The sequence below is a fragment of the Rhodococcus sp. NPDC127593 genome (assembly GCF_042671975.1).
Classification (GTDB): Bacteria; Actinomycetota; Actinomycetes; order Mycobacteriales; family Mycobacteriaceae; genus Rhodococcus_F.
In genome coordinates this window covers 202,876-225,968 of record NZ_JBHXWI010000005.1, presented here as the reverse complement: position 1 = coordinate 225,968, position 23,093 = coordinate 202,876, and the positions used below count along the sequence as shown (strand labels likewise).

Annotated in this window: 17 protein-coding genes and 1 pseudogene; 13 read left to right on the top strand and 5 right to left on the bottom strand. The window is 68.6% G+C overall.

Annotated elements, in window-relative coordinates:
- Positions 1-125: 125 nt before the first annotated feature.
- The 10 genes from ACFVJ3_RS06485 to ACFVJ3_RS06440 all read left to right on the top strand — a co-directional run bounded on the left by ACFVJ3_RS06485 (position 126) and on the right by ACFVJ3_RS06440 (position 14,448).
- On the top strand, positions 126-1,229 hold the full coding sequence (locus ACFVJ3_RS06485; protein ID WP_378451283.1) for an XdhC family protein: 1,104 nt from the start codon (positions 126-128) through the stop codon (positions 1,227-1,229).
- Positions 1,230-1,320: 91 nt separating this feature from the next.
- On the top strand, positions 1,321-3,024 hold the full coding sequence (locus ACFVJ3_RS06480; protein WP_378451282.1) for a PucR family transcriptional regulator: 1,704 nt from the start codon (positions 1,321-1,323) through the stop codon (positions 3,022-3,024).
- A 164-nt stretch (positions 3,025-3,188) separates the two neighbouring features.
- Positions 3,189-4,616, top strand: coding sequence for a uracil-xanthine permease family protein (locus ACFVJ3_RS06475; protein ID WP_378451281.1), 1,428 nt, complete (start codon positions 3,189-3,191; stop codon positions 4,614-4,616).
- A 76-nt stretch (positions 4,617-4,692) separates the two neighbouring features.
- Positions 4,693-5,604 (top strand): FAD binding domain-containing protein, encoded by a 912-nt coding sequence (locus tag ACFVJ3_RS06470; protein ID WP_378451280.1) that lies wholly within the window; start codon positions 4,693-4,695, stop codon positions 5,602-5,604.
- 2 nt (positions 5,605-5,606) lie between these two features.
- Complete coding sequence (locus tag ACFVJ3_RS06465) at positions 5,607-6,251, top strand: (2Fe-2S)-binding protein (protein ID WP_378451279.1); 645 nt, start codon at positions 5,607-5,609, stop codon at positions 6,249-6,251.
- On the top strand, positions 6,248-8,746 hold the full coding sequence (gene cutA / locus ACFVJ3_RS06460; protein WP_378451278.1) for an aerobic carbon-monoxide dehydrogenase large subunit: 2,499 nt from the start codon (positions 6,248-6,250) through the stop codon (positions 8,744-8,746). The genes ACFVJ3_RS06465 and cutA overlap by 4 nt, the downstream gene beginning before the upstream one ends.
- Complete coding sequence (locus ACFVJ3_RS06455) at positions 8,743-9,399, top strand: carbon monoxide dehydrogenase subunit G (protein WP_378451277.1); 657 nt, start codon at positions 8,743-8,745, stop codon at positions 9,397-9,399. Before cutA ends, ACFVJ3_RS06455 begins: the two co-directional genes overlap by 4 nt.
- Before the next feature lie 183 nt (positions 9,400-9,582).
- Complete coding sequence (locus ACFVJ3_RS06450) at positions 9,583-11,685, top strand: hydantoinase/oxoprolinase family protein (RefSeq protein ID WP_378451276.1); 2,103 nt, start codon at positions 9,583-9,585, stop codon at positions 11,683-11,685.
- Positions 11,682-13,631 carry a hydantoinase B/oxoprolinase family protein gene (locus ACFVJ3_RS06445; protein ID WP_378451275.1) on the top strand — a complete coding sequence of 650 codons (1,950 nt, stop codon included), beginning with the start codon at positions 11,682-11,684 and terminating at the stop codon, positions 13,629-13,631. The genes ACFVJ3_RS06450 and ACFVJ3_RS06445 overlap by 4 nt, the downstream gene beginning before the upstream one ends.
- Before the next feature lie 4 nt (positions 13,632-13,635).
- Complete coding sequence (locus tag ACFVJ3_RS06440; protein ID WP_378451274.1) at positions 13,636-14,448, top strand: NmrA family NAD(P)-binding protein; 813 nt, start codon at positions 13,636-13,638, stop codon at positions 14,446-14,448.
- 42 nt (positions 14,449-14,490) lie between these two features.
- Here the strand turns inward: ACFVJ3_RS06440 and ACFVJ3_RS06435 are convergent, their stop codons facing one another.
- Positions 14,491-16,560 carry a PhoX family protein gene (locus tag ACFVJ3_RS06435; protein ID WP_378451273.1) on the bottom strand — a complete coding sequence of 690 codons (2,070 nt, stop codon included), beginning with the start codon at positions 16,558-16,560 and terminating at the stop codon, positions 14,491-14,493.
- 157 nt (positions 16,561-16,717) lie between these two features.
- Here ACFVJ3_RS06435 and ACFVJ3_RS06430 point away from each other — a divergent pair, with 157 nt between their 5' ends.
- Together ACFVJ3_RS06430 and ACFVJ3_RS06425 are read left to right on the top strand one after the other, a co-directional pair.
- Entirely contained in the window at positions 16,718-17,734 is a 1,017-nt protein-coding gene (locus tag ACFVJ3_RS06430; RefSeq protein ID WP_378451272.1) for a PHP domain-containing protein, read from the top strand.
- Positions 17,731-18,551: pseudogene (locus ACFVJ3_RS06425) on the top strand (alpha/beta hydrolase). Before ACFVJ3_RS06430 ends, ACFVJ3_RS06425 begins: the two are co-directional and overlap by 4 nt.
- Before the next feature lie 43 nt (positions 18,552-18,594).
- Here the strand turns inward: ACFVJ3_RS06425 and ACFVJ3_RS06420 are convergent.
- Genes ACFVJ3_RS06420 through ACFVJ3_RS06410 form a run of 3 tightly spaced genes read right to left on the bottom strand, consistent with a single transcriptional unit; the run spans position 18,595 to position 21,436 of the window.
- Positions 18,595-19,206 (bottom strand): lactate utilization protein C, encoded by a 612-nt coding sequence (locus ACFVJ3_RS06420; protein ID WP_378451271.1) that lies wholly within the window; start codon positions 19,204-19,206, stop codon positions 18,595-18,597.
- On the bottom strand, positions 19,203-20,684 hold the full coding sequence (locus ACFVJ3_RS06415) for a LutB/LldF family L-lactate oxidation iron-sulfur protein (RefSeq protein ID WP_378451270.1): 1,482 nt from the start codon (positions 20,682-20,684) through the stop codon (positions 19,203-19,205). The genes ACFVJ3_RS06420 and ACFVJ3_RS06415 overlap by 4 nt, the downstream gene beginning before the upstream one ends.
- Positions 20,681-21,436: a (Fe-S)-binding protein gene (locus ACFVJ3_RS06410; protein ID WP_378451269.1), complete on the bottom strand. Its 756-nt coding sequence runs from the start codon at positions 21,434-21,436 to the stop codon at positions 20,681-20,683. Before ACFVJ3_RS06410 ends, ACFVJ3_RS06415 begins: the two co-directional genes overlap by 4 nt.
- Before the next feature lie 79 nt (positions 21,437-21,515).
- On the opposite strand from ACFVJ3_RS06410, the gene ACFVJ3_RS06405 reads away from it, so the two are divergent.
- On the top strand, positions 21,516-22,199 hold the full coding sequence (locus ACFVJ3_RS06405; RefSeq protein WP_378451268.1) for a FadR/GntR family transcriptional regulator: 684 nt from the start codon (positions 21,516-21,518) through the stop codon (positions 22,197-22,199).
- A gap of 67 nt (positions 22,200-22,266) precedes the next feature.
- Here the strand turns inward: ACFVJ3_RS06405 and ACFVJ3_RS06400 are convergent, their stop codons facing one another.
- Positions 22,267-22,965 (bottom strand): GntR family transcriptional regulator, encoded by a 699-nt coding sequence (locus ACFVJ3_RS06400; RefSeq protein WP_378451267.1) that lies wholly within the window; start codon positions 22,963-22,965, stop codon positions 22,267-22,269.
- Positions 22,966-23,093: the final 128 nt, after the last annotated feature.

Sequence of the window (23,093 nt, the reverse complement as noted above, 5' to 3'; positions counted from 1 at the left end):
GATCGATAGCGATGGCGACAATGCACAAGCGGCCGCTGGGGATTTCGGCGCATTGTGTGCCGCGACGGCCGGTCGTCGCCGGTTAGCGTGAGGTTCCCGACGAAGCACCCGAGGAGTACGAGACGATGCGCGACATCCTGACGGGCCTGGAAGCGTGGTTCGACCGTGGCGAGAACTTCGCCCTCGCCACGGTGGTGCGCACCTGGAAGTCGTCTCCGCGGGCACCGGGCGCGGCGATGGCCGTGTCGGAATCCGGTGAGGTGCTCGGAAGTGTGTCCGGTGGGTGCGTCGAGAGTGCGCTGTACGAGACGGCGCGGGACGTGCTGGCCGACGGGCGGAGCCGGACGGAAGTGTTCTGCGTGGCGGACGACGACGCGATCGGTGTCGGTCTGACGTGCGGTGGCACCATCGAGGTGTTCGTTCAGCGCATCGGGCACAACGACTTCCCGGACTTCGCGGACGTCGCGCGACGCATCCGCGGCGGTGAGTCGATCGCCGTCGTGACGGAGACCTGCGACGGAGCCCGGACCCGGCGCTGCGTGATCACCGGGGACGGACCCGTCGGCGACCTCGACCTGCCCGAGACCGATGTCGAGAGCGTCCGCCGTCGCCTCCAAGCCGGTGAGTCGCTGGTGTATCAGCTGCAGTCCGAGACGGTGTGCATGGTCGAGATCTTCGCGCCGCCACCGCGGATGTACATCTTCGGAGCCATCGACTTCGCCGCGGCCATGTGCACGCTGGGCGCGTTCGCCGGCTACCACGTCACGGTGATCGACGCCCGCGCCGTGTTCGCGACGCGTGCCCGGTTCCCGGACGCCGACGACGTCGTCGTGATGTGGCCGCACCGATTCCTCGAGACCGCGGCGGTCGACCACCGGACGGTCCTCGCGGTACTCACCCACGACGAGAAATTCGACATCCCGCTGCTGGAGCTCGCCCTGCGTTCGGGCGCGGCGTACATCGGCGCAATGGGCAGCCGGGCCACGCACGACCGCCGGGTCGCGCTGCTGCGCGAACGGGGGACGACCGCGGCGGAGCTGGTGCGGCTGCATTCCCCGATCGGCCTCGACCTCGGCGCCCGCACCCCCGAGGAGACCGCGGTGTCGATCCTCGCCGAGATGATGAAGACGACCCGGGGCACGACGGGGCTCGAGCTCCAGCAGCTGAGCGGTCCGATTCACCGTGACGCGCCGGCCGGGACCGGCCGGCCGCTCGAGTGCACCGCGTGAACACCGTTTGACGGGTATTCGGGTCGCGACTTAAGGTCACAGTTTCGCGCCATCCGGGGCGAGTGTCGGATCAGGTGAGCAGGGTGTTGCAGTGACGACGAGGGATGCCGGTAGTTCCGCTCCCGGGTTCCGCGCAGCCGCCGACACCGGCAACGGGCCTGGTCCGGGCATTGCGCCGCAATCGTTCGCCGACGTGCTGGTGTCCGATCTCCTCGTCTCCCCGACCCTGGTCGCCGGCGAGACCGGCACCTCGCGAGAGGTGTCGAACGTCGCCGTGATGGCGGTGCCGGACATCGGACCGTGGCTCCGGACCGGACAGTTGCTGATCACCACGTCCGCGGTTCTCGGCCGGCTGGTCGAGCCGATCGACGTGTTTCTCGCCCGGCTCGACAGGCGAGGCGTCTCCGGGCTCGCCGTCCGCCTCGACGACCCCACCGCGGCGCTGCCGGCCGAGATGTCCGATGCGGCCGACGAACTCGGGCTTCCCGTCGTCGTGGTCGCGGACCTGTACTCGCAGGCACACCCGCTGGCGGGTGCTCTGGCGGAGCTGTCGGCCCGGCAGGTCGACGCCGTGTTCGAGGCGGACCGGTTGCGGAGAGTGCTCGTCGACGTCGTGATGGCCGGCGGAGGGTTCGCCGAGCTGTCCGTCGCCGTCGCCCGTGAACTGGGCGGTGCCGTGCTGATCACGACACCCGACGGCCGTCAGTTGTGCCGGGCCGGGGACGAGTCCGAGCTGAGCCGGCTGGCGTCGAGTGCGGCGCTCGACTCCACCGGGCGGGTTCGCACCGATTCGACGGAGGGCGGGCTCGGCCTGCACCGGCTGGGCGACGAGTTCATCGCGGTCTCATCGATTTCGGCCAACGGCATCGATCACGGGCGGCTGGTGCACTTCAGCACCGGGCATGCGCTGCGCAGCGAAGACCTGTATCTCGTCGAGCAGGCGGCGGCGGTGTGCGCCCTGGTGGTCGCCCGCGAACTGGTGGTCTCCTCGGTGGAGGAGAAGCATCGCGCGAACTTCGTCCGGGACCTGCTGCTCGGCCGCGGCGGCGAACACGAGCACGTCGTCGCGCACGCCAAGACGTTCGGCTGGGACCTGGACCGTCCCGTGGTCGTCGTGGTGATCGAACCCGATCCGGTCGGTGAGGACGAGCCGTCGGTGCCCACTCGGATGCCTCTCGTCGAGCGACAGGCGCGGGCATTCACGAGTGCCGTCGCGGGCCGTGACACCGGCGCCGCGGTCACCGCACTGGCGTCGGAGACGGTGATCCTGATGGGTGTCGGCACCGACACGATGAACCTCGTCCACGAACTCGTCGCCAACGTGCGCGGCGCCGGCGGCGGTGGTCGCCGGGCGTTCGGGGTGGGCGTGTCCCGGCCGACGGACTCGGTGGACGGCATTCCCGCCCTCTACGGCCAGGCCCGGACCGCGCTGAAGGTGGGGCGGCAGATCACCGGCGCCTGGGCGGTGACACATTTCGACGACCTCGGCGTCTACCGACTGCTGAGCCTCGTCGAGGACGACCGCGAACTCGAGTCGTTCGCCAACGAGACCCTCCGCGAACTGACCGCGGACACAGCCGAGGCGCAGGACATGCGCCGCACCCTCGAGGTGCTGCTCGCCACCAACATCAACATCGCCGAAACCGCACGTCAACTGCACTTTCACTACAACACCCTGCGGTACCGGGTGGTGAAGCTGGAGAAGATGCTCGGGTCGTTCACGGACCACCCCGAATTGCGCCTCGACCTGTCTCTCGCCCTCAAGATCATGGCGATGCGCGGCATCAATTCCTAAAGTTGCCAATTTCGCCGGGCACGCACTGGCAGATTCTTCTCACGCCGGGTGGCTGACGCTGTAATAACGTTGCCCTCCTATCGAGGTGCAACTGTGACATGCGGCACATCATCGAAGCTGGCCGCCGGCACCCCTGCACCGTCACCTGTCTGAAAGGTCCCCCTATGCCTATCTGGACACTGCACGGAGATGGCAAGACCATCGCGCCCGGGGAGGTCGTCGCCCCGAGCGAACGGCTGAGCTGGGGTCGCACGATCGGGCTCGGCGGGCAGCACGTGGTCTCGATGTTCGGGGCCACGTTCGTCTTCCCGATCATCATGGGTCTCAATCCTCAACTGGCCGTGATGTTGTCGGGGTTCTGCACCCTCTTCTTCCTGCTCGTCGTCAAGGGCCGGATTCCCAGTTATCTGGGGACGTCGGCCGCGTTCGTCGGCGGCATCGCCGCCATCCGCGCCCAGGGCGGCACCTCCGCGCAGGTGACGGGGGCGATCCTGGTGTCGGGTCTCGTGCTCGCCGGGATCGGCGTGCTGATCCACTTCCTCGGCGGCGGGGTGGTGTTCAAGATCCTGCCGCCCGTGGTCACCGGCGCCGTCGTCATGCTGATCGGGTTCAACCTGGCCCCGGTCGTGGCCGGGACGTACTGGCCGCAGGACCAGTGGGTCGCGTTGACGGTGATGGTCGTGCTGGTGGTGGCGAGCGTCGCGCTCCGAGGATTCCTCGGAAGGGTCGCGATCTTCCTGACGCTGCTCTTCGGATACGCGCTGTCGTGGGTGCTCGACCTGACGACCGGCATGATCACGTCGTACGACCCGGTCGCAGGCGGGGTCACCGAGCACTTCCGCGTCAACTGGGACGGAGTGTCCTCCGCCTCGTGGATCGGGCTTCCGCCGTTCTCCGACGAGGCGAACGGCATCGTGGGCATCCACGCGCCGTCGTTCAGTCTCACGTTCATCGTCCTCGTGCTGCCCGGTGTGATCGCCCTGATCGCGGAGAACGCCGGACACGTCAAGGCCGTCGCCGAGATCACCAAGACCGACCTCGACCCGATGATGGGACGCGCCCTGATCGGGGACGGCCTGGCCACCACCATCGCGACCAGCCTCGGCGGATCCCCCACGACGACGTACGCCGAGAACATCGGCGTCATGGCCGCGACGAAGGTGTACTCGACGGCCGCGTACGCCGCGGCAGGTGTCATCGCGATGCTGCTGGGCTTCTCTCCCAAGTTCGGCGCCGTCATCTCCGCGACCCCCGGCGGGGTGCTCGGCGGAATCACCGTGGTGCTCTACGGGATCATCGGCCTGCTCGGCGCGAAGATCTGGAAGGAGAACGGCGTCGACTTCGGCAATCCGCTCAACCTGATGCCCATCGCCGCCGGCCTGATCATCGCGATCGGTGACACGGAGCTGACGTTCACGGACAGCTTCTCCCTCAGCGGCATCGCGCTCGGCACGATCGTGGTGATCGGGATGTACCACCTGTGCCGCGTCATCGCCCCGAAGGATGCCGACGACGCCGGCACCGGCCGTCACCACCCGAAGCCGACCGCGGACGATGGAACGGTCCCCGATCGGGTCGGTCAGCTCACGTGATCTGCCATCGGGGGGACGTGAGTTTTGTCACTAGTTCACGAAACGTCGAGCGTACGATACGGGCAGGATCTGAGGAATGAAACCGTCGCCACTGACTTATCACCGACCTCGGTCGATCGACGAGGCCTGTCAGATCCTCGCGGACGTGGCTCACGAGGGAAAGGTGCTCGCGGGCGGGCAGTCGCTGATCCCGTTGCTCTCGATGCGGCTGGCCGCGCCGGCGCACCTCGTCGACATCGGATCGATCCCCCGGCTGGACGCGGTGTCGTCGTCACGCGATCTCGGTGTCACGTTCGACGCACTGACCACCCACTCGGTGCTCGAAGCCGACCGCGGCGCCGCCCAGGTGCAACCCCTGATCGGCCGCGGGCTGCGTCTCGTCGCACACCCGACCATCCGCAACCGCGGCACGACGGTCGGATCCATCGTCCACGCCGACCCGTCCGCCGAGATGCCGGCCGTGCTCGCGCTGCTCGGTGGCTCGGTCACCGTGCGTTCCGTGCGCGGGGTCCGGGAGATCCGCTCGACCGACCTGTTCGCCGGACCGCTCGAAACGACGCTCGAGGCGGACGAGATCGCCACGAGCGTCGCCGTCCCGGCCGCCGAGCCCGGTGTCGGAACGGCGATCGACGAGATCGCCCGCAGGCACGGCGACTACGCACTCGTCGGGGTCGCGGCGCAGGTGCGGGTCGAGGACGGTGCGGTCGCAGAGGTCCGGATGACGTACGTGTCGGCCGGCGAGCTCGGTGAGGTCGTCGACTACACGGACGTGCTACGGGGTGCGTCCGCGACGGACGACCGGGACCCGTTGTGGCGGAATCTGTCCGAGTTCGCGCGGGAACGGATCGATACCGAACCCGACATCCATGCCACGGCGCGGTACCGGTCACAGCTGGTGGCGGCGCTGACCGCCCGGGTCGGGTTCGCGGCCGCGCAGGATGCAGTGCTCGACGGTGCCGCCGTGCACGCGTCGGCGGGAGGAAGGTGACCATGGCAAAGGCAACACGCAGCATCGACGAGCAGCTCGCCGAACTGCAGGAGGAGACGGGCGAACAGCACGTCGCGGTGACGTTCACGCTCAACGCGGTGACGCAGACGGTGGTGCTGCCGTCGCGCACGCTCGCGTCCGACGCGATCCGGCACCATCTGCGCCAGACGGGGACACACGTCGGTTGCGAGCACGGGGTCTGCGGCGCGTGCACCGTGCTGCTCGACGGCAAACCCGTGCGGTCGTGCCTGGTGCTCGCCGCGAGCCTCGAGGGCCGGGAGATCACCACCGTCGAGGGTCTCGTCGAACCCGACGGCACCCTGCATCCGGTGCAGCAGGCGTTCATCGACTGCCACGGCCTGCAGTGCGGCTTCTGCACGCCAGGCTTCGTCACCACCATCGCCGCGTTCCTCGAGGAGAACGATTCGCCCACCCGCGAGGAGGCCACCGACGCGATCGCGGGCAACCTCTGCCGGTGCACCGGATACCAGAACATCAGGGCAGCCGTGCTGCGCGCCGCGGAGATCAAGCGCGAGCGTTCGGGCGAGTTCCCGCTCGGCGCGGACGACGAGTCGTCGCGGGCCTCACTCGACCCGAAGGTCCGCGGCACGACCAACCCGGTCGGTGGAAGGGCAGGGCGAGCATGAGCGTCACGAAACCCCGCACCGAGCCCGCGCCCACCAAGGGAGCCGACGCGCCCGCCGCGTCGGAGAAGTTGTTCGGCAAGCCGATTCCCCGCACTGAGGACGCCCGGCTCCTGTCCGGCAACGGCCGCTACCTCGACGATCTGGGCCACAACGCGCTCATCGCCGCGTTCGTCCGGTCACCGCACGCGCATGCCCGGATCACGGGGATCGACATCGATGCCGCGCTCGATCTGCCCGGTGTGCACGCGATCTACACGTACGAGGACCTCGCGGACGACTCCCCGGAGATGGCGGAGAACCTGCCCCTCCTCATCCCGCATCCGGCGATCACCGCACCGCGCAACGGGTATCCGCTCGCCAAGGACGAGGTGAACCACGTCGGCGAGGCGATCGCGATGGTGGTCGCCGACAACCGGTACATCGCCGAGGACGCGTGCGCCAAGATCGACGTCACGTACGAGATGCTCCCACCGGTCGTGGGCGTCGACGTGGCGCGGCAGGCGGGCAACGCCGTTCACGCGGACGTCCCCGACAACGTGGCGGCGCACCTGCAGCACGGATTCGGCGACGTGGACGCGGAACTGGCGAACGCACCGCACCGGCTGACCCTGAACCTCGAGATCGAGCGGTCGGCGTCGATGCCGATGGAGGGCAAGGGCGTCTACGCTCGCTGGGACACCGACGAGCAGGCGCTCACGTTCTGGACGTCCACGCAGACGTCGACGTCGGCCCGCGCCGCGATCGCGGCACGACTGAAGATGGCGCACAACAAGGTCCACTGCATCGCACCCGACGTCGGCGGCGGTTTCGGCGTCAAAATCGTCCACCCGTGGCCGGAGGAGGTCATGGTCACCTGGGCCGCGCGGCGGCTCGGGACGGCGGGCATCTCGAGCGAGGTCAAATGGGTCGAGGACCGGCGCGAGCACTTCGTGTCGAGCGCACACGAGCGCGGCCAGATCCAGGAGGTGACGGTCGGATTCGACGACGACGGCACACTCCTCGCTTTCGACTTCACGTTCTGGCACGACAACGGCGCCTACCTGCCGTACGGCATCATCGTCATGCTGAACACGTCGACGCAGGTGCTCGGGCCGTACAAGCCGAAGTCGTTCCGGGTGGACGCGTACTCGCTGTACACGAACACCGTCATCGTGACGCCCTACCGCGGCGCCGGCCGTCCGCAGGCCGTGTTCGCGATGGAACGGGCGATGGACGCGATCGCGAAGTATCTCGGCAAGGACGTCATCGAGGTTCGTGAGCACAACTTCATCCGGCCCGAGGAGATGCCGTACGACTTCCACCTCACGTTCCAGGACGGCCGCCCGCTGATCTACGACACCGGCGACTACCAGGCCGGGATCGACAAGCTGAAGAAACTGATCGACTGGGACGGGTTCGCCGAGTACAAGAAGCAGGCGAAGGCCGAAGGCCGGGCCGTGGGCATCGGGATCGGCGCCTATGTGGAGGGCACCGGACCGGGCCCGTACGAGGGCGCACACGTTCTCGTGGAAACGTCCGGGAAGGTCAAGGCCGCAACGGGTCTGACCACCCAGGGTCAGGGCCACCAGACGGCGTTCGCGCAGATCGTCGCGGACGACCTCGGCGTGCCGGTCACCGACGTGGAGATCGTCACCGGCGACACCCGCCGATTCGGCTATGCCGTCGGCACGTTCGCGTCCCGCGGCGCCGTGATGTCGGGTTCGGCGTTCCACGTGGCCGCGCAGATGGTGGCGGAGAAGGCCCGCACGATCGCCGGTGAGGCGCTGAACCTCGATCCCGCCGAACTGGAACTGCGCGGTGGGCACGTGTGCAAGATCGGCACGCTGCCCGGCGCCGAGGGCACGTCCATCTCGCTGGGTGTGGTCGCCGTGCTGTCGAACCCGCTGCGCTACGCGTTCGACGACGCGTCGAGGCAGGCCACCGGATTCGCGAAAGCCGACACGGACATGACGATTCCGCCGGTCCGGGAGGGCGAACAACCCGGGCTCGAGGCGACCGGCTACTACTCGCCGCCGACGTCGACGTTCGCGTCCGGCGTGCACGCGGCGATCGTCGAAACCGATCCGGTGACGGCCGAGATCCACGTGCGGCGGTACGCCGTGATCCACGACTGCGGCAACGTCATCAACCCGCGGATCGTCGAGGGCCAGGTCATGGGCGCCGTCGCGCAGGGTATCGGCGGCGCACTGTACGAGAAGATCGTCTACGACGAGCACGGCCAGCTGCTCAACGCGTCGTACATGGATTTCCTGATGCCGTTCGTCACCGAGATGCCCGACTCGCTCGAGATGGACCACACCGTCACCCCGTCCGGCCTCAATCCCCTGGGGATGAAGGGCGCAGGCGAGGCGGGCGTGATCCCGACGTCCGCCGTCATCGCGGCAGCGATCGAGGACGCGGAAGGCATCCCGATCACGTCCATGCCGATATCCCCGTCAGAGTTGTTCGAGCTTCGCCTCGCACACGCGTCGTCACAGAGCAAGGAGAACGAATGAGAATCGCCGGCACCGCCCTACTGACGGCCCCACCGGAGGCCGTGTACGACAACCTGCAGGACGGACGGGTCCTCGCGGCGACCATCCCCGGGGTGCAGTCCCTCGAGCAGCTCAGCGACAACCACTACAAGTTGTCCATCACCGCGGGTGTCGCGTCCATCAAGGGCACGTACGACGGCGAAGTGATTCTGTCGCAGCAGAATCGGCCCGAGTCGTTCGTGATGACGGCATCGGGTGCGGGTGCTCCGGGCACCGTCAAGGCGGATGTGACGGTGCGGCTCGAGGAACGTGACGGCGGCACCCTGCTCAGCTACGACGCGGACGCCGTCGTCGGCGGCATGGTCGGCGGCGTGGGGCAGCGGATGATCACCGGCGTCGCGAAGAAGATGGCCGGGGTGTTCTTCAAGGGCATCGACGGCGTGATCGCCAACGGCATCCCTGCGGCCGAGGTCGTCGCGGCGTCGGGCGAGGTGCCGGCGGCCGCCGGCGTCGCAGCGGCAGCCCCGGTTCCCGCGGCAGCCGCCGCGCGGGTGCGGGTACCCGAGGGAACCTCCACGACAACCGTTCTCGCGTCGGCCGCCCTCGGCGCCGGCATCGCCCTCGCCGGTGTTCTCGTCGGCGGCATCCTCGTGCGGGGCACCTGCTCGAAGTAGCGCCGCGAACACCTCGTCACACAGCACCCCGAACCGTCCGGTTCGGGGTGCTGTCGTCTGTCCGGGTTCATCCGGTCGCGGGCAGCGCCGAACGAGGACCGGTGAGTTCGGCGATATGTGACAAAGAAACCGGGCGGCGAAAGCGGTGCAATTGCTTTACGCGAGACGAGCCCAGGAGGAATCGTGGAATCCAGAAAGATTCGGGTCGGTATCGACACCGGCGGAACATTCACCGACGTCGTGGCTGTGGACGAGGAGTCCGGAGCAGTCGTCACCACCAAGACACCCTCGACGCCTGCCGACCCGGCGCAGGGATTCCTCACCGGAATCGAGAAGGTGCTCGCCAAGCTCGGCGAGACCGGCGACGCGATCGGCGCCGTCAGCCACGGCACCACCGTCGCCACCAACAAGCTCCTCGAAGGCAAGGTCGAAAACCTCGGGTTCATCACGACCGAGGGTTACGAGCACGTGCTCGAGATCGCCCGGCAGTCCGTCCCGGACGGCTACGGCAACTCCTACTTCTGGGTCAAGCCCGACCGCATCGTCCCCGCAGACCGGGTCCGCACCATCGGCGGCCGGCTCGCGTTCGACGGCAGCGAGATCCGCCCCCTCGTCGAGGACGACGTCCGCAAGGCCGCCCGCTTCTTCGCCGAGCGCGGCATCCGCACCATTGGCGTGTGCCTCATGCACTCCTACGCCGACCCGAGCCACGAGAACCGCGTCCGGGATCTTCTGCTCGAGGAATACCCCGAGGCCACGGTGAGCATCTCCAGCCAGGTGCTGCGCGAGTACCGCGAATACGAGCGGTCCATCACCACGCTGGTCGACGCGGCCGTGAAGCCGAACATTCGCAACTACGTGAACAACATCGCCAACCGACTGCGTGAATTCTCGTCCGACGAGGGCGAGGCCCGCGACATCCCGTTCTATGTGATGAAGTCGAACGGCGGCGTGCTCTCCGCCAAGGAGGTCGTGCACCAGCCGATCACGACGGTGTTGTCCGGCCCCGCGGCCGGCGCACTCGGAGCGGCGCTCATCGCGAGTGTCGCGGGTGTCGAGCAGGTCCTCACGTGCGACGGCGGCGGAACGTCGACCGACGTCACCGTCGTGGTCCGCGGTGAGCCCGCGCTGACCACCGAGGGTCGCGTGGGGGCGTATCCGTCGAAGATCCCGATGATCGACGTCGTCACCGTCGGCGCCGGCGGCGGGTCCATCGCCTGGCAGACCCCCGAAGGCACGCTGCGCGTCGGACCGCAGTCGGCGGGCGCCGACCCCGGCCCGCTCTGCTACGGCAAGGGCGGCAGCGAGCCCACGATCACCGACGCCCACGTGCTGCTCGGCCGCATCCCACCCCACCTGCTCGGCGGCGAGATCCCCCTCGACACCGAACTGGCCCGCAAGGGCGTCGAGCAGCTCGCGCACCAGCTGAAGCTCGACTTCGAGGCGTGCGCCACCGGCATCCTCGAGGTGTCGGCGTGGAACCAGGCCAACGCGCTGCGGCAGGTCACCGTCAAGCGCGGCCTCGACGTCCGCGACTTCACTTTGGTGACGTTCGGCGGCTCCGGTTCGCTGCTCGCCTGCCGGCTCGTCGACATCCTCGGGCTCAAGGACGTCCTCGTCCCGCTGAACCCGGGCAACGTGTCCGCATTCGGGCTGCTCACGGTCGACGTCCGCAACGACTACGTGCAGACCCACGTCTGCAGGCACGACCGGTTGAAGATCGAGGAACTGCAGTCGGGGCTGGACGCGCTCGCCGCCGAGGCGGAACGCGCACTCGCCGACGAGGGCTTCGGCGAGGCGGAGCGCAAGTACGCGCGCTCGGCCGACCTCCGCTACCTCGGCCAGGCCTTCGAGGTCCGGGTGCCGGTCGGTGAAGGTCCCGTCACGCAGGAGTTGATGGACGACGCCGCGGACAGGTTCCATCAGGCGCACAAGGAGCTGTACGGCTACGACTTCCGCGGCGACCCGCACCAGCACGTCGAGTGGGTCAACCTGCGCGTCAGCGGCATCGGCCCGATCAAGCGCCCGACGCTGAACGAGATCGCGGCGGGGGCCGGAGCCGAGTCCGCCGTGACCGGCACGCGTCCGGCGTACTTCGACGAGTGGGTCACCACCCAGGTCTACGACCGGGCGCGGCTCGGCGCGGGCGACGTCCTCGAGGGTCCGGCGGTAATCGAGGAATTCAGCTCGACCATTCCCGTGCACCCCGGTTTCCAGGCGCGGATCGACACCTTCGGAAACATCCGCATCACCAAGATCGCCGACTCGAACGGAGCGAACCGATGACCGTCACCACCGAACCCGTTGCAGTGCAGGCGGCCAAGCCCTACCGGCTGACACCGGTCGACGGAAAGACGCCCGACCCGGTGCTGGTGGAGATCGTCGCCGGCTACCTCGCCAGCGTCGAGATGGAGGTCGAGACGTCGATCTCGCGGACCTCCCGCTCCCCCATGATCCGCGACGCGCACGACTTCCGTGCCGGCATTCACGACCGTAACCTCCGGAAGCTCACGGGCCGTTCGTATTCGGCGCTCGTGCATCCGGTGGCGCGGGACTTCCCGCTCGACACGATGAAGCCCGGCGACGTCTACTTCCACAACGACGTCTACCTGTCCGAAGGCGGCATCGGCCACCTCCCCGACCTCTGCGTCACCGTCCCGGTGTTCGCGACCCGGCCGGGCGAGGAGGAACCGTCCGTCGTCGCGTTCGTGCAGGCGTTCGGCCACCACGACGACATCGGCGGCTGCTGCCCGGGATCGATGCCCTCGGGCGCGACCACGGTGTACGAGGAGGGCCTGATGGTCCCGCCGATCAAGCTGTGGGATCAGGGTGTGCCCAACGAGGCCGCACTGCGCATCATGACCCGCAACTCGCGGATGCCCGACGCGCTGGCCGCCGACCTCGACGCCGAATGCTCGGCGTGCCTCATGGGCGCCCGCCGCCTCACCGAGCTGTTCGAGCGGTACGGCTGCGACACCGTCGAGGCCTGCTTCGACGCGATGATGGACGCGACCACCGAAACGTACCGGCGGGAGATCCTCAGCAAGATCCCGAAGGGCGAGTACACGTGGGAGGACTACGCCGAACACGACGGCGTCGACGAGCCCATGCTGCACCGCCAGCGGATCACGCTCACCAAGACCGGCCCGGAGGACGAGGGCGGCGAACGCCTCATCCTCGACTTCAACGGCACCGGACCGCAGGCCAAGGGGCCCATCAACCACTGCGGTGACTACGCCGACGGCAACTTCCTCATCAAGTGGCTCGCGCCGATCCTGCGCAACCTCGCCGACAGTCCCGAGCGGATGGCGGAACTCGACGTCAACGAGGGTGTCGTGCCGTTGATCGAGATGAAGTTCCCGGAGAAGGGCACGCTGATCACCCCGATCTTCCCGGCGCCCACCAACGCCCGGACGTTCGTGATCCTGCGTCTGCTCGGCGTTCTCGCCGGTGTCGTCGCGAAGGCCGTCGACGGGAACATGCCCGCCGACCAGGAGACCATCCGCTACACGGGTGTGTACGGCGAGGACTTCGACGGGCACTCGTACCTGATGCGGGAGGTGCTCGGCGGCGGGTCCGGTGGCAGGCACTACGCGGACGGTGAGGACACCATCCACGTCGTTCCCGATTCGCGGAACCTACCGACCGAGTTCACCGAGAGCCGGTTCCCGTTCATCGTCGAGAAGCTCGGCCTGGCGAAGGACTCCGGCGGTGCCGGACGCTACCGCGGCGGCCTCGGCTACGAGAAGCACATCCGGATGCTCAAGGACGCGAACTTCATGTCCATCGCCGACCGCTCGATCCTCTCCTGCTGGGGGGTCAAGGGCGGCAAGGCCGGACGTCCCTTCTCGGTGGTCCTCGACCCGGGCGGCCCGAACGAGCGCGAGTTCGATGCGCTGACCGACGCCGAACCGATCAAGGCCGGCGAAGTGGTGCGCATCCGCACCACCGGTGGCGGCGGCTGGGGCGACCCGCTCGACCGTCCGATCGAGGAAGTCGTCCGGGACGTGCTGTGGGGCAAGGTGTCCGCGGAGGGTGCACGCGTCGACTACGGTGTGGTGCTGGCGTCGTCGACCGAGGAGCCGGTCGCGGACGTCGACGCCACCGACGCGCTGCGCGAGCAGATGCGCGCGGACCGCGGCCTGGACGAGCCGTTCTTCGACCGCGGTCCCGGCTACGAACGTCTCTCCGGCGGTGCGAAGTTCGCCGAGTTCGACTTCATCGACCGGTGATCCGATGACCGAGTCGCTCTCCCGCGGTGCCGAGATCGCCGTCATCGGCGCCGCGGGGAAGACCGGAGCCGCCGTCGTGGCGGCGCTCGAGGGGCTCGCCGACGTACGCCGGGTGGTGCACACCGCCCGGCGTTCCGGCGATTTCGCCGTCGACCTCGAAACGGGTGCGGGACTGGAAGAGGCGCTGTCGGGTTGCCGGGGCGTGTACTTCATCGCCCCCAACGTGCACCCCGACGAGCCCGCGCTGCTGCGGAACGCGATGGGCGCCGCAGCGTCGGTGGGTGTCGAGCACCTCGTCTACCACTCCGTGGCCTGGCCTTACACCCCGCTCATGCCCCACCACGTCGACAAGGCGCGGTGTGAGAACGAGCTCAGGACGTTCGGCGGGCTCCGGTGGACCGTCCTGCAGCCGTGCGCGTACGCCGAGAATTTCGGGGCGGTGCTGGCGGGCTCGGCGACGACCGTCGAACTGCCCTACAGTCCCGACGCGGCGTTCTCGTTCGTCGCACTCGCGGACGTCGCCGAGGTGGCCGCGCGAGTGCTGATGGAAGGCCCGGACATCCACCACGGCGCCACGTACGAACTCGGCGGTCCGGAGGCCCTCAGCGTGCGGGATCTGTGCGACCGGGCGGGTGGTCCGGTGTCGGTGAAGCAGGTGTCCGTCGACGAGTGGATGTCGCGGCACGGGCGGGACCTGACGGACGACGGTCGCGCGCGGTTGTCGGCGATGTTCGAGTTTTACGACCGATTCGGGTTCCTCGCAGGCGGCGTGATGTTCGAGGCGCTGCTGGGCCGCCCGCCCACCCCCGCCATGTGAGCGGCAAAGCGTGCCGGGGCACACTTTGCCACTCACCTGGGGTCAGACGCCGATCCGGCCGCCCGACTTCCACACCGCCACGACGGCGGGACGCGGCTGCGAGTCCCCGCCGTCGGGCCAGTGCGACGCCGGGTTGTCGGCGCTCGCGTCGTCCAGTTCACCCGGGTGCTGCACGCACACCGTGACCCGCTCCTCGCCGACGATCGGGCCGCACGTCTCGGCGCCCTTGGGCACGGTCAGAAACTGCTTGGTCTCCCCGCGGTTCGGGCCCTCGAGGACGACGCTGAACAGGCCGTCGTTGGACTTCAGCGCGTTGCCGTCGGTGGAGATCCACAGGTTGCCGTGCGGATCGAACGCCAGGTTGTCGGGGCAGGAGATCGGGCTGACGCTCTCCTTGTCGAAGCCGCCGAAGTAGGTGTCGGCCACCTTCGGGTCGCCGCACACGAGCAGCAGGTTCCACGTGAACGCGGTGCCGGCGTGGTCGTCGGTGAGTTCGAGGACCTGGCCGTTCTTGTTGTTGTTCCGCGGGTTGGCCTCGTCGGCCGCCGCGGCGCCGTCGACGCCGCGCTTGGTGTTGTTGGTCAGCGCCACGTACACCTTGCCGGTCGTCGGGCTGGGTTCGAAGTCCTCGGGACGGTCCATCTTGGTGGCACCCACCTTGTCGCCGGCCTGACGGGTGAACACTGCCACCTCTTCGGCGCTCATGCCGTCGACGAGCGACTCACCCCGGCCGTCCTCACCGGTGCGCAGCAGCGGGATCCACTCACCGGTGCCGTCGAACGTGCCGCTCGACGGCAGCGTGCCCGACCCGTCGATCTCGTCCGCCGAGTTGCCGCTGAACTTCGCGACGTACAGGGTGCCTGCGTCGAGCAGCGTCATGTTCTGGCGCACGGCGGCCTGGCTGTTGCCGTCCATCATCTTGCGGCTGGAGACGAACTTGTACATGTAGTCGAAGCGCTCGTCGTCGCCGCTGTACGCCACCACCGTGCCGTCGTCGGTGACGTGGATGGTGGCGGCCTCGTGCTTGAACCGGCCCAGTGCCGTGTGCTTGACGGGTGCGGACGTCGCGCCCCACGGATCGACCTCGACGACGTACCCGAAGCGGTTGACCTCGTTCGGCTCCTGGACGAGGTCGAAACGCTTGTCGAACCGTTCCCACTTACGCTCGGACGCAGCACCTTCCACGCCGTACCGCTTCAGCCGTGCGGCGACGACGGGGTCGGTGACCAGTTCGGCGTTCCCGAAGTACTGGTTGAAGTTCTCCTCCCCCGACAGCACCGTGCCCCACGGGGTCACGCCACCCGAACAGTTGTTCAGTGTGCCGAGCACCTTCGTGCCCGTCGGGTCCGTGGACGTCTTCAGGAAGTCGCTGCCCGCGGCGGGACCGGTGACGGCGAATTCCGTCGTCGCCGTGATGCGCCGGTTGTACGGTCCGAAGTCGGGAGTGAGCGTGCCCGAGCCGGATTCGCCCTTCACCTGCACCACGGACAGCCCGTGGGCGGCGAGCGCGGTCTGGAACTGCTCCGGCGACGGGTTCTCGGCGTCATAGCCCTTGAACATGAACGGCTCGGTGGTGTACTCGTGGTTGACCACCAGCAGGAAGGTGTTCGGCTGCCCCTCGACCGGCAGAAGTCCGGCGAAGTCGTTGTTGAACCCGAACTGCTGCGCCTGCGCCTGGGCGGTCTGGTTGTCGAAGTCGAACGCGGGAGCCCCGGGCAGCACCGCGTCGCCCCAGCGGATCACCACACCCTGCTCGTACCCTTCGGGGACGACGAGGGCGTCCTCGGTGTTGGGGGCGACGGCGTCGAAGTTCGTTCCGGCGGGCGCGCCGCCGTCCGAACCGCCCGTGCCGGAGACGCTTCCCTCGCCGGAGTCGTCCGAGCAGGCCACCAGCGCACTGCCCGCGCCGACGGCGAGGACGGCCATCCCCGTCCCGCGCAGCATCCCGCGCCGCGACAGGGCGGTACGGGCGATGTCACGGAAGTACTCGCCGTGCGAGGTGTTGGGCACGTCGTGGGAGCACGCGTTGCCGCACTTGTACTGACAGGTGACGGATGCGCGCGAGGACACTCCGGCGTGATTGACGAACAGTGCGAGGGGTTTCAAACTCACCGTGGCTCCCGATTCGAATGTGGACAACTCCGGCACCGTAGAAGTCGTAAGCGAGACGAAGGGAACGGTTGCATGAACGTGCGGACAACGAGGTGACCCTAAGTTCTGGCAGAAATTGCTTCTAGCCAGCAGCCCGGCAGCCGTGCACCATTGAAAGATGGACCCCGTCGAAGCGCTGCGGGAAATTGCGTTCTGGCTCGAGCGCTCGCGTGACGAGGCACAGAGGACCGCCGCATTCCGGCGGGCGGCCGATGTGCTGACTTACGCGGACGAGGACGAACTGGCCGATCTGGAGGAGCGCGGGTGGGTGTCGCCACCCGACATCGGGTCCGAGGCCGCCGCGATCATCCGTGAGTGCGCCGAGTCGGTGCCGCTGTACCTGACGTACCTGCGCAATGCGGCCGAGCCGATCGGACTCGGCGGGACGGAACTGCTCGACGCGCTCCGCGGCGACCTGCACACCCATTCGGACTGGTCGGACGGCCGGTGCCCGATCCGGGAAATGATGCGTCGGGCGGCCGCCCTGGGCCACGAGTACTGCGCGATCACCGATCACTCGCCGCGACTGACGGTCGCGAACGGGCTGTCGTCGGAGCAGCTGCTCTCCCAGCTGAGCGTCGTCGCCGAACTGAACGCGGAACTCGCGCCCTTCCGCGTGCTCACCGGCATCGAGGTCGACATCCTCGACGACGGTTCCCTCGACCAGGACGACGACCTGCTCGCCGACCTCGACATCGTGGTGGCCAGCGTGCACTCGCACCTGGACACCGACCGTGCGACGACGACCAAGCGGATGCTGCAGGCCGTGAAGTCCCCGCACGTCGACGTCCTCGGGCACTGCACCGGCCGGCTCGTCGAGGGTGCGCGGGGACCGCGGGCCGAATCGAAGTTCGACGCGGAACGGGTGTTCGAGGCGTGCCGCGAGTACGGCACCGCGGTCGAGATCAACTCCCGCCCCGAGCGGCGCGACCCGCCGGGACGCCTGATCGACCTCGCCCTGAACAGCGGTTGCAAGTTCTCCATCGACACCGACGCGCACACCACTGGTCACCTCGCGTGGCAGGGCTACGCCTGCGAGCGCGCCGCCGAACGCGGAGTCGAGCCGTCGGACGTGATCAACACCCTGCCCGTCGCCGAGTTGCTGGAGTGGGCCGGAGCGCCGATTCGGCAATGATCCGCGTCGGCATCGTTGCGCTCGCAATCGTCGCTCTGCTGGTCGCCGCCGTGTGGGTGTTGCAGCGTCGACTGATCTACTACCCAGACACCTCCCCGGTGCCGCCTGCGGACCGGCTGATCGCCGGGGCCGAGGACGTCACGCTGACCACGTCGGACGGCCTCGAACTCGGTGCCTGGTACGTCCCACCCGCGAGCAGGGACCCGCTGATGACCGTCCTCGTGGCCGCCGGGAACGCCGGCAACAGGGCTGACCGGGCGCTGCTGGCGTCGGACCTCGCCGCCGCGGTTTCGCCACGCTGCTCTTCGACTACCGCGGGTACGGCGGCAACCCCGGTCACCCCAGCGAGGACGGGCTGGCACTCGACGTCCGGGCGGCCCGCCGTCACCTCGTCGACGAGCGTCGCGTGCCGCCGGAGCGGCTGCTCTACTTCGGGGAAAGCCTCGGCACCGGCGTCGTCACCGAACTCGCCACCGAGCATCCACCTGCGGGCCTGTTGCTCCGGTCGCCGTTCGTCGACCTCGCGTCCGTCGGCGCCCGGCACTACCCGTTTCTGCCGGTCCGCCTGTTGCTGCGCGATCGATTCCCCGTCGCGGAGTTCGTCGCACGCATCGATGTGCCGACCACCGTGGTCTACGGCACGGCCGACATCGTCGTCCCACCGGACCAGAGCGCACGCGTGGCCGATGCGGCGCTCGGCCCCGTCGAGACCGTCGTGCTGACCGGGGCGGGGCACAACGACGACGTGATGTTCGGTGGCGCGGAGATCGTCCGCGCCACCGCCGATCTCGCCGCGAGGGCGCTCCGCGCCCCGTGAGCCTTTTTGGTACCCGGGACTACCAAAAGGGCGCACAGGCGTGTCAGCGCACTATGACGACGTCCAGCGTCCGGGGACCGTGGACGCCCTCGACGCGGTTGAGTTCGATGTCGCTGGTGGCGCTGGGACCGCTGATGAACGTCAGCGGCTTGGTCGCGTCGAGGGTCTGGAAGGCCTGCGGCACGGTGTCGACGATCTGATCGGTGCGCACGATGCAGATGTGGTGATCCGGGACCAGGGTCAGTGCCCGCCGCCCCTGACCGGCGCCGCCGTCGAGCACGATCGTCCCGGTGGCGGCGATCCCGAGGGTGCAGCCGGTGACGACCACGTCGAGCGCGTCGAGTTCGAGCGTCGACAGTTCGGCGGGTGACCCGTCGACGACGACGTCGCGTCGCGGCCGCCACGACAGCGGCAGGTCCGGTGGGACGACGGCGCGCGCCCCCTCCGCGATCAGCCCGGTGACGATCTCGGCGACCGTGTTCTCGTCGGCGCGATGGACCTGCGCGCGGTAGTCGTCGACGGTGTGGGCGAAGAACTCGACGTCCCCGGGACCCGACGCGGGCTGCCGGTGGTAGTCACGGGGAACGGGTTCGGGGGCGGGAGCTTCGGCGAGCGCCGACCGGATCCGGGTCAGTATCTCTTCGCGTGCGGTCATCGTGTCGTGTCCTCGTGAGTGCGGGCCCACCACTGTCGGAACGTTTCCTTCGGCGGGGACGGCAGGTCGCGGCTCGCGGTCCACTTCGACCCCGGGTACGGCAGCGACGTGATGCGTCCCTTCTTGCCGCCCAGCACCCGGCCGACCTTGGACGCCGTCTCTGCGGCGGCGAACCGCTTCTCCGACCCCATCACGAAGCCCGCGGCCTTCATCGCGAGGTCCTGGCCGCCCGGAAGTCCGTGCCGCTCGGAATCGACCTGTTCCGCGCGCAGGTGCACCAGAATGCTGGGGATGTCGATGCGCACCGGGCAGGCGTCGAAGCACGCGCCGCACAGCGTCGAGGCGAACGGCAGCGAGGCGTTCGGGTCGTCGTGACCGGTGGTCCCCGTGAGTTGCGGGCTGAGGATCGCGCCGATCGGGCCCGGATACACCGACCCGTAGGCGTGGCCGCCCGCCCGCTCGTAAACGGGGCACACGTTCAGGCAGGCACTGCAGCGGATGCAGTGCAGAGCCGACCGCCCGACCTCGTCCGCCAGCACGTTGGTGCGACCGTTGTCGAGGAGGACGACGTGGAAGTTCTGCGGGCCGTCGCCGGGATGCACCCCGGTCCACATGGAGGTGTATGGGTTCATCCGCTCGGCGGTGGACGACCGCGGCAGCAGTTGCATGAACACCTCCAGGTCGGTGAACGTCGGGACCAGTTTCTCGATGCCCATGAGGGTGATGAGGGTGTCGGGGAGGGTGAGGCACATCCGCCCGTTGCCCTCCGATTCGACCACCGCGAGCGTCCCGGTTTCCGCGACCCCGAAGTTCGCGCCGCTGACCGCCACCTTGGCGGAGAGGAACTTTCGCCGAAGGTGTGCCCGCGCGGCCATCGCCAGCGCCCGGGGGTCGTCGGTGATGTCCTTGTCGATGCCGGGCATCGATTTCAGGAAGATCTCGCGGATCTCGGCGCGGTTGCGGTGGATGGCGGGAACGAGGATGTGGCTCGGCTTGTCCTCGCCGAGTTGGACGATGAGTTCGGCGAGGTCGGTCTCGATCGCCGCGATCCCGTTCTCCTCGAGGTGCTCGTTGAGGCCCGTCTCCTGGGTGGCCATCGACTTGACCTTCACGACCTCGTCGGAGCCGGTGGCCCGCACGAGGTCGGTGATGATCCGGTTCGCCTCCTCCGAGTCGCGCGCCCAGTGGACGGTGCCGCCGCGGGCGGCGACGTTCTCCTCGAACTGCACGAGCAGTTCGGGGAGCCGCGCCATCACGTCCGCCTTGAGGGCGCTGCCGGCCCGGCGCAGTTCCTCCCAGTCGTCGACCTCGGCGACCGCGGCGATGCGCTTGTTGCGGATGGTGGTGGTGGCCGCGCCGAGATTGGCGCGCAGCTGGGTGTCGGCGAGCGATTTCCGCGCCGCGTCGGGGAAGGATTCTGTGCCCCGGATGTTTCCGGTGCCCGCATGGAACGTGGGTGAGCCGAGGAACGTGGTCATGCGTTGCTCCCGATCTTCTCGGTGCTCGCCAGGATCTCGGCGAGGTGGACGGTGCGGACCCCGCTGCGCAGCCGGGACAGTCCGCCGCCGATGTGCATCAGGCAGGACGAGTCGCCGGCGCTGCACACCTCGGCGCCCGTGTTCAGGACGTTGCCCATCTTGTCGGCGAGCATCGCGGTCGACGTCTCGGAGTTCTTCAGCGCGAACGTTCCGCCGAAACCGCAACAGGATTCGGCCGCGGGGAGCTCGATCAGGGTCATCCCCCGCACCGCGCGAAGCAGTTGCAGCGGCTTGTCGGCGACGCGCAGCATCCGCAGCGAGTGGCACGTCGGGTGGTACGTCACCCGGTGCGGGTAGTAGGCGCCGACGTCGGTGACGCCGAGGACGTCGACCAGCAGTTCGGACAGCTCGTACGTCCGGGACGCGACCTCCTCGGCGCGCGTCGCGAGCGATTCGTCCCCGTACCGGCGGGCGACCATCGCGTGCTGGTGCCGGACGGATCCGACGCAGGAACCGGACGGTGCCACCGCGACGTCCCAGGACGGTCCGCTCTCGAACGCCTCCACGTGGTGACGCACGAGCGGCAGCGCCTCGGCCTGGTAACCGGTGTTGATGTGCATCTGCCCGCAGCACGTCTGCTTCGGCGGGAACACGACCTCGTGGCCGAGCCGCTCGAGCAGGCGGACCGTCGAGGTGGCGGATTCGGGGAACAGGGCATCCGCCAGGCACGTGGCGAACAGGGCGATTCTCATCGGGTACTCCAACCGGGCTGGGCTGTGGTCTGACCACAGTAGCGCACTGTGGTCAGACCACACCAGGTAAACTTCGTTCGTGCGCACACACGAGGTCGTCCTGCACCGCATCGAGCAGGATCTGGCCGCCGGCAAACTCACCGTCGGCGGACGGCTGCCCGCCGAGCGCGCACTCGCGGAGGAACTGGGCGTCGGACGCTCGTCCGTCCGCGAGGCCATCCGCGTGCTCGAGGCGATGGGCATCGTCCGCACGGCCGTCGGGTCCGGACCGGACGCAGGCGCGATCGTGGCCGCCGACCCGGCCGCGTCCATCGGCGCGGCCCTGCGACTGCACATGGCGACGCGCACGCTGCCGATCCGCGACGTCGTCCAGACGCGCACGCTGCTCGAGTCGTGGGCGGTGCAGGAAGCCGCCGGCCAGGCCCGCGACCTCGACTTCTCGGCCATCGACACGCTGCTCGACGCGATGGACGACGAGGACCTCTCCCCGGAGGCGTTCCACCGGCTCGACGCCGACCTGCACGTCGCGATGGCCGGACTCGCTGGCAACGTCCTCGTCGAGGCGATGATGGTCTCGCTCCGCGACTCCATTCACGGCTACGTCATGCAGGCCGTTCCGCTGCTCGACGACTGGCCTGCGGTCGCGACCCACCTCCGCTGCGAGCACCGCGGCATCGTCGCCGCCCTCCGCGACGGGCACGGCGCCGAGGCCGCCGGCCTGGTGCGGGAGCACATCGAGGGCTTCTACGGGCTGATCCGCTAGGTGCTTCGCACCCGTGCGCCTTTGTGGTTGCTCCAACTACCAGAAAGGCGCACGAGCGCGGTGCGCCTCAGTACGCCCCCAGGATCTGCGCCTCGGCGTCTTCGAGGTAGGTCTTGAGCAGCTGACCTGCGGCTTCGGTGTTGCCGGCGGTCAGGGCGTCGTAGATCTCGTGATTGCGGGTGAGGTACGGGCCGTGGAATCGGTGGGCGTCGTCCATGACGTGGAAGACGAGCCGCGCCTCGTTCCACACGCTGCGCATCAGTTCGTCGATGCGATTGCTGTTGTTGAGGCTCGCGAGGGCGCTGTGGAAGTGGATGTCGGCGGTGCCGACTCCGGTCCAGTCCTCGACGGCGTACCGTTCGTCGGCCAGGTCCAGGGCCTCGGCCACGCGCGACAGGTCGCCGGTGGCGGGGTCGAATCCGTTGACACCCGCGCATTCGACGACGCGCCGGCAGATGTAGAGCTCCGTGATGTCCTCGGCCGTGGGCACGCGGACGAAGACGCCGCGGTTGAGTTCGTGCGCGACGAGCCGGTCCTCGATCAGGATCTGGAAGGCCTCGCGCACCGTGTTGCGGGAGACGTCGAGGGCGGCGCAGATGTCGGGTTCGGAGAGTCGCGCCCCTGGTTGGAACGTTCCGTCGATGATCGCGTCCCGCAGAATGCCGGCAACCCGGGTGGTCCTGCTGGTGCGTTCGAGCAGGCCGCGGTGAGCGGCCAGGCGGGAATGCGCATCGCCGCGAAGGGCATTCGAGCTGGTCAAGTCCACTCCTCAGGTTTCGATCTCGACCGCAATCATAGTTGTGAGCTCAGTTACGCGATGTAATCCATGTTAAACGATCCTCTCAGGGTATTGCAGGATCGTTGAACGATTTGTACCGTGATGGGAGTTACACC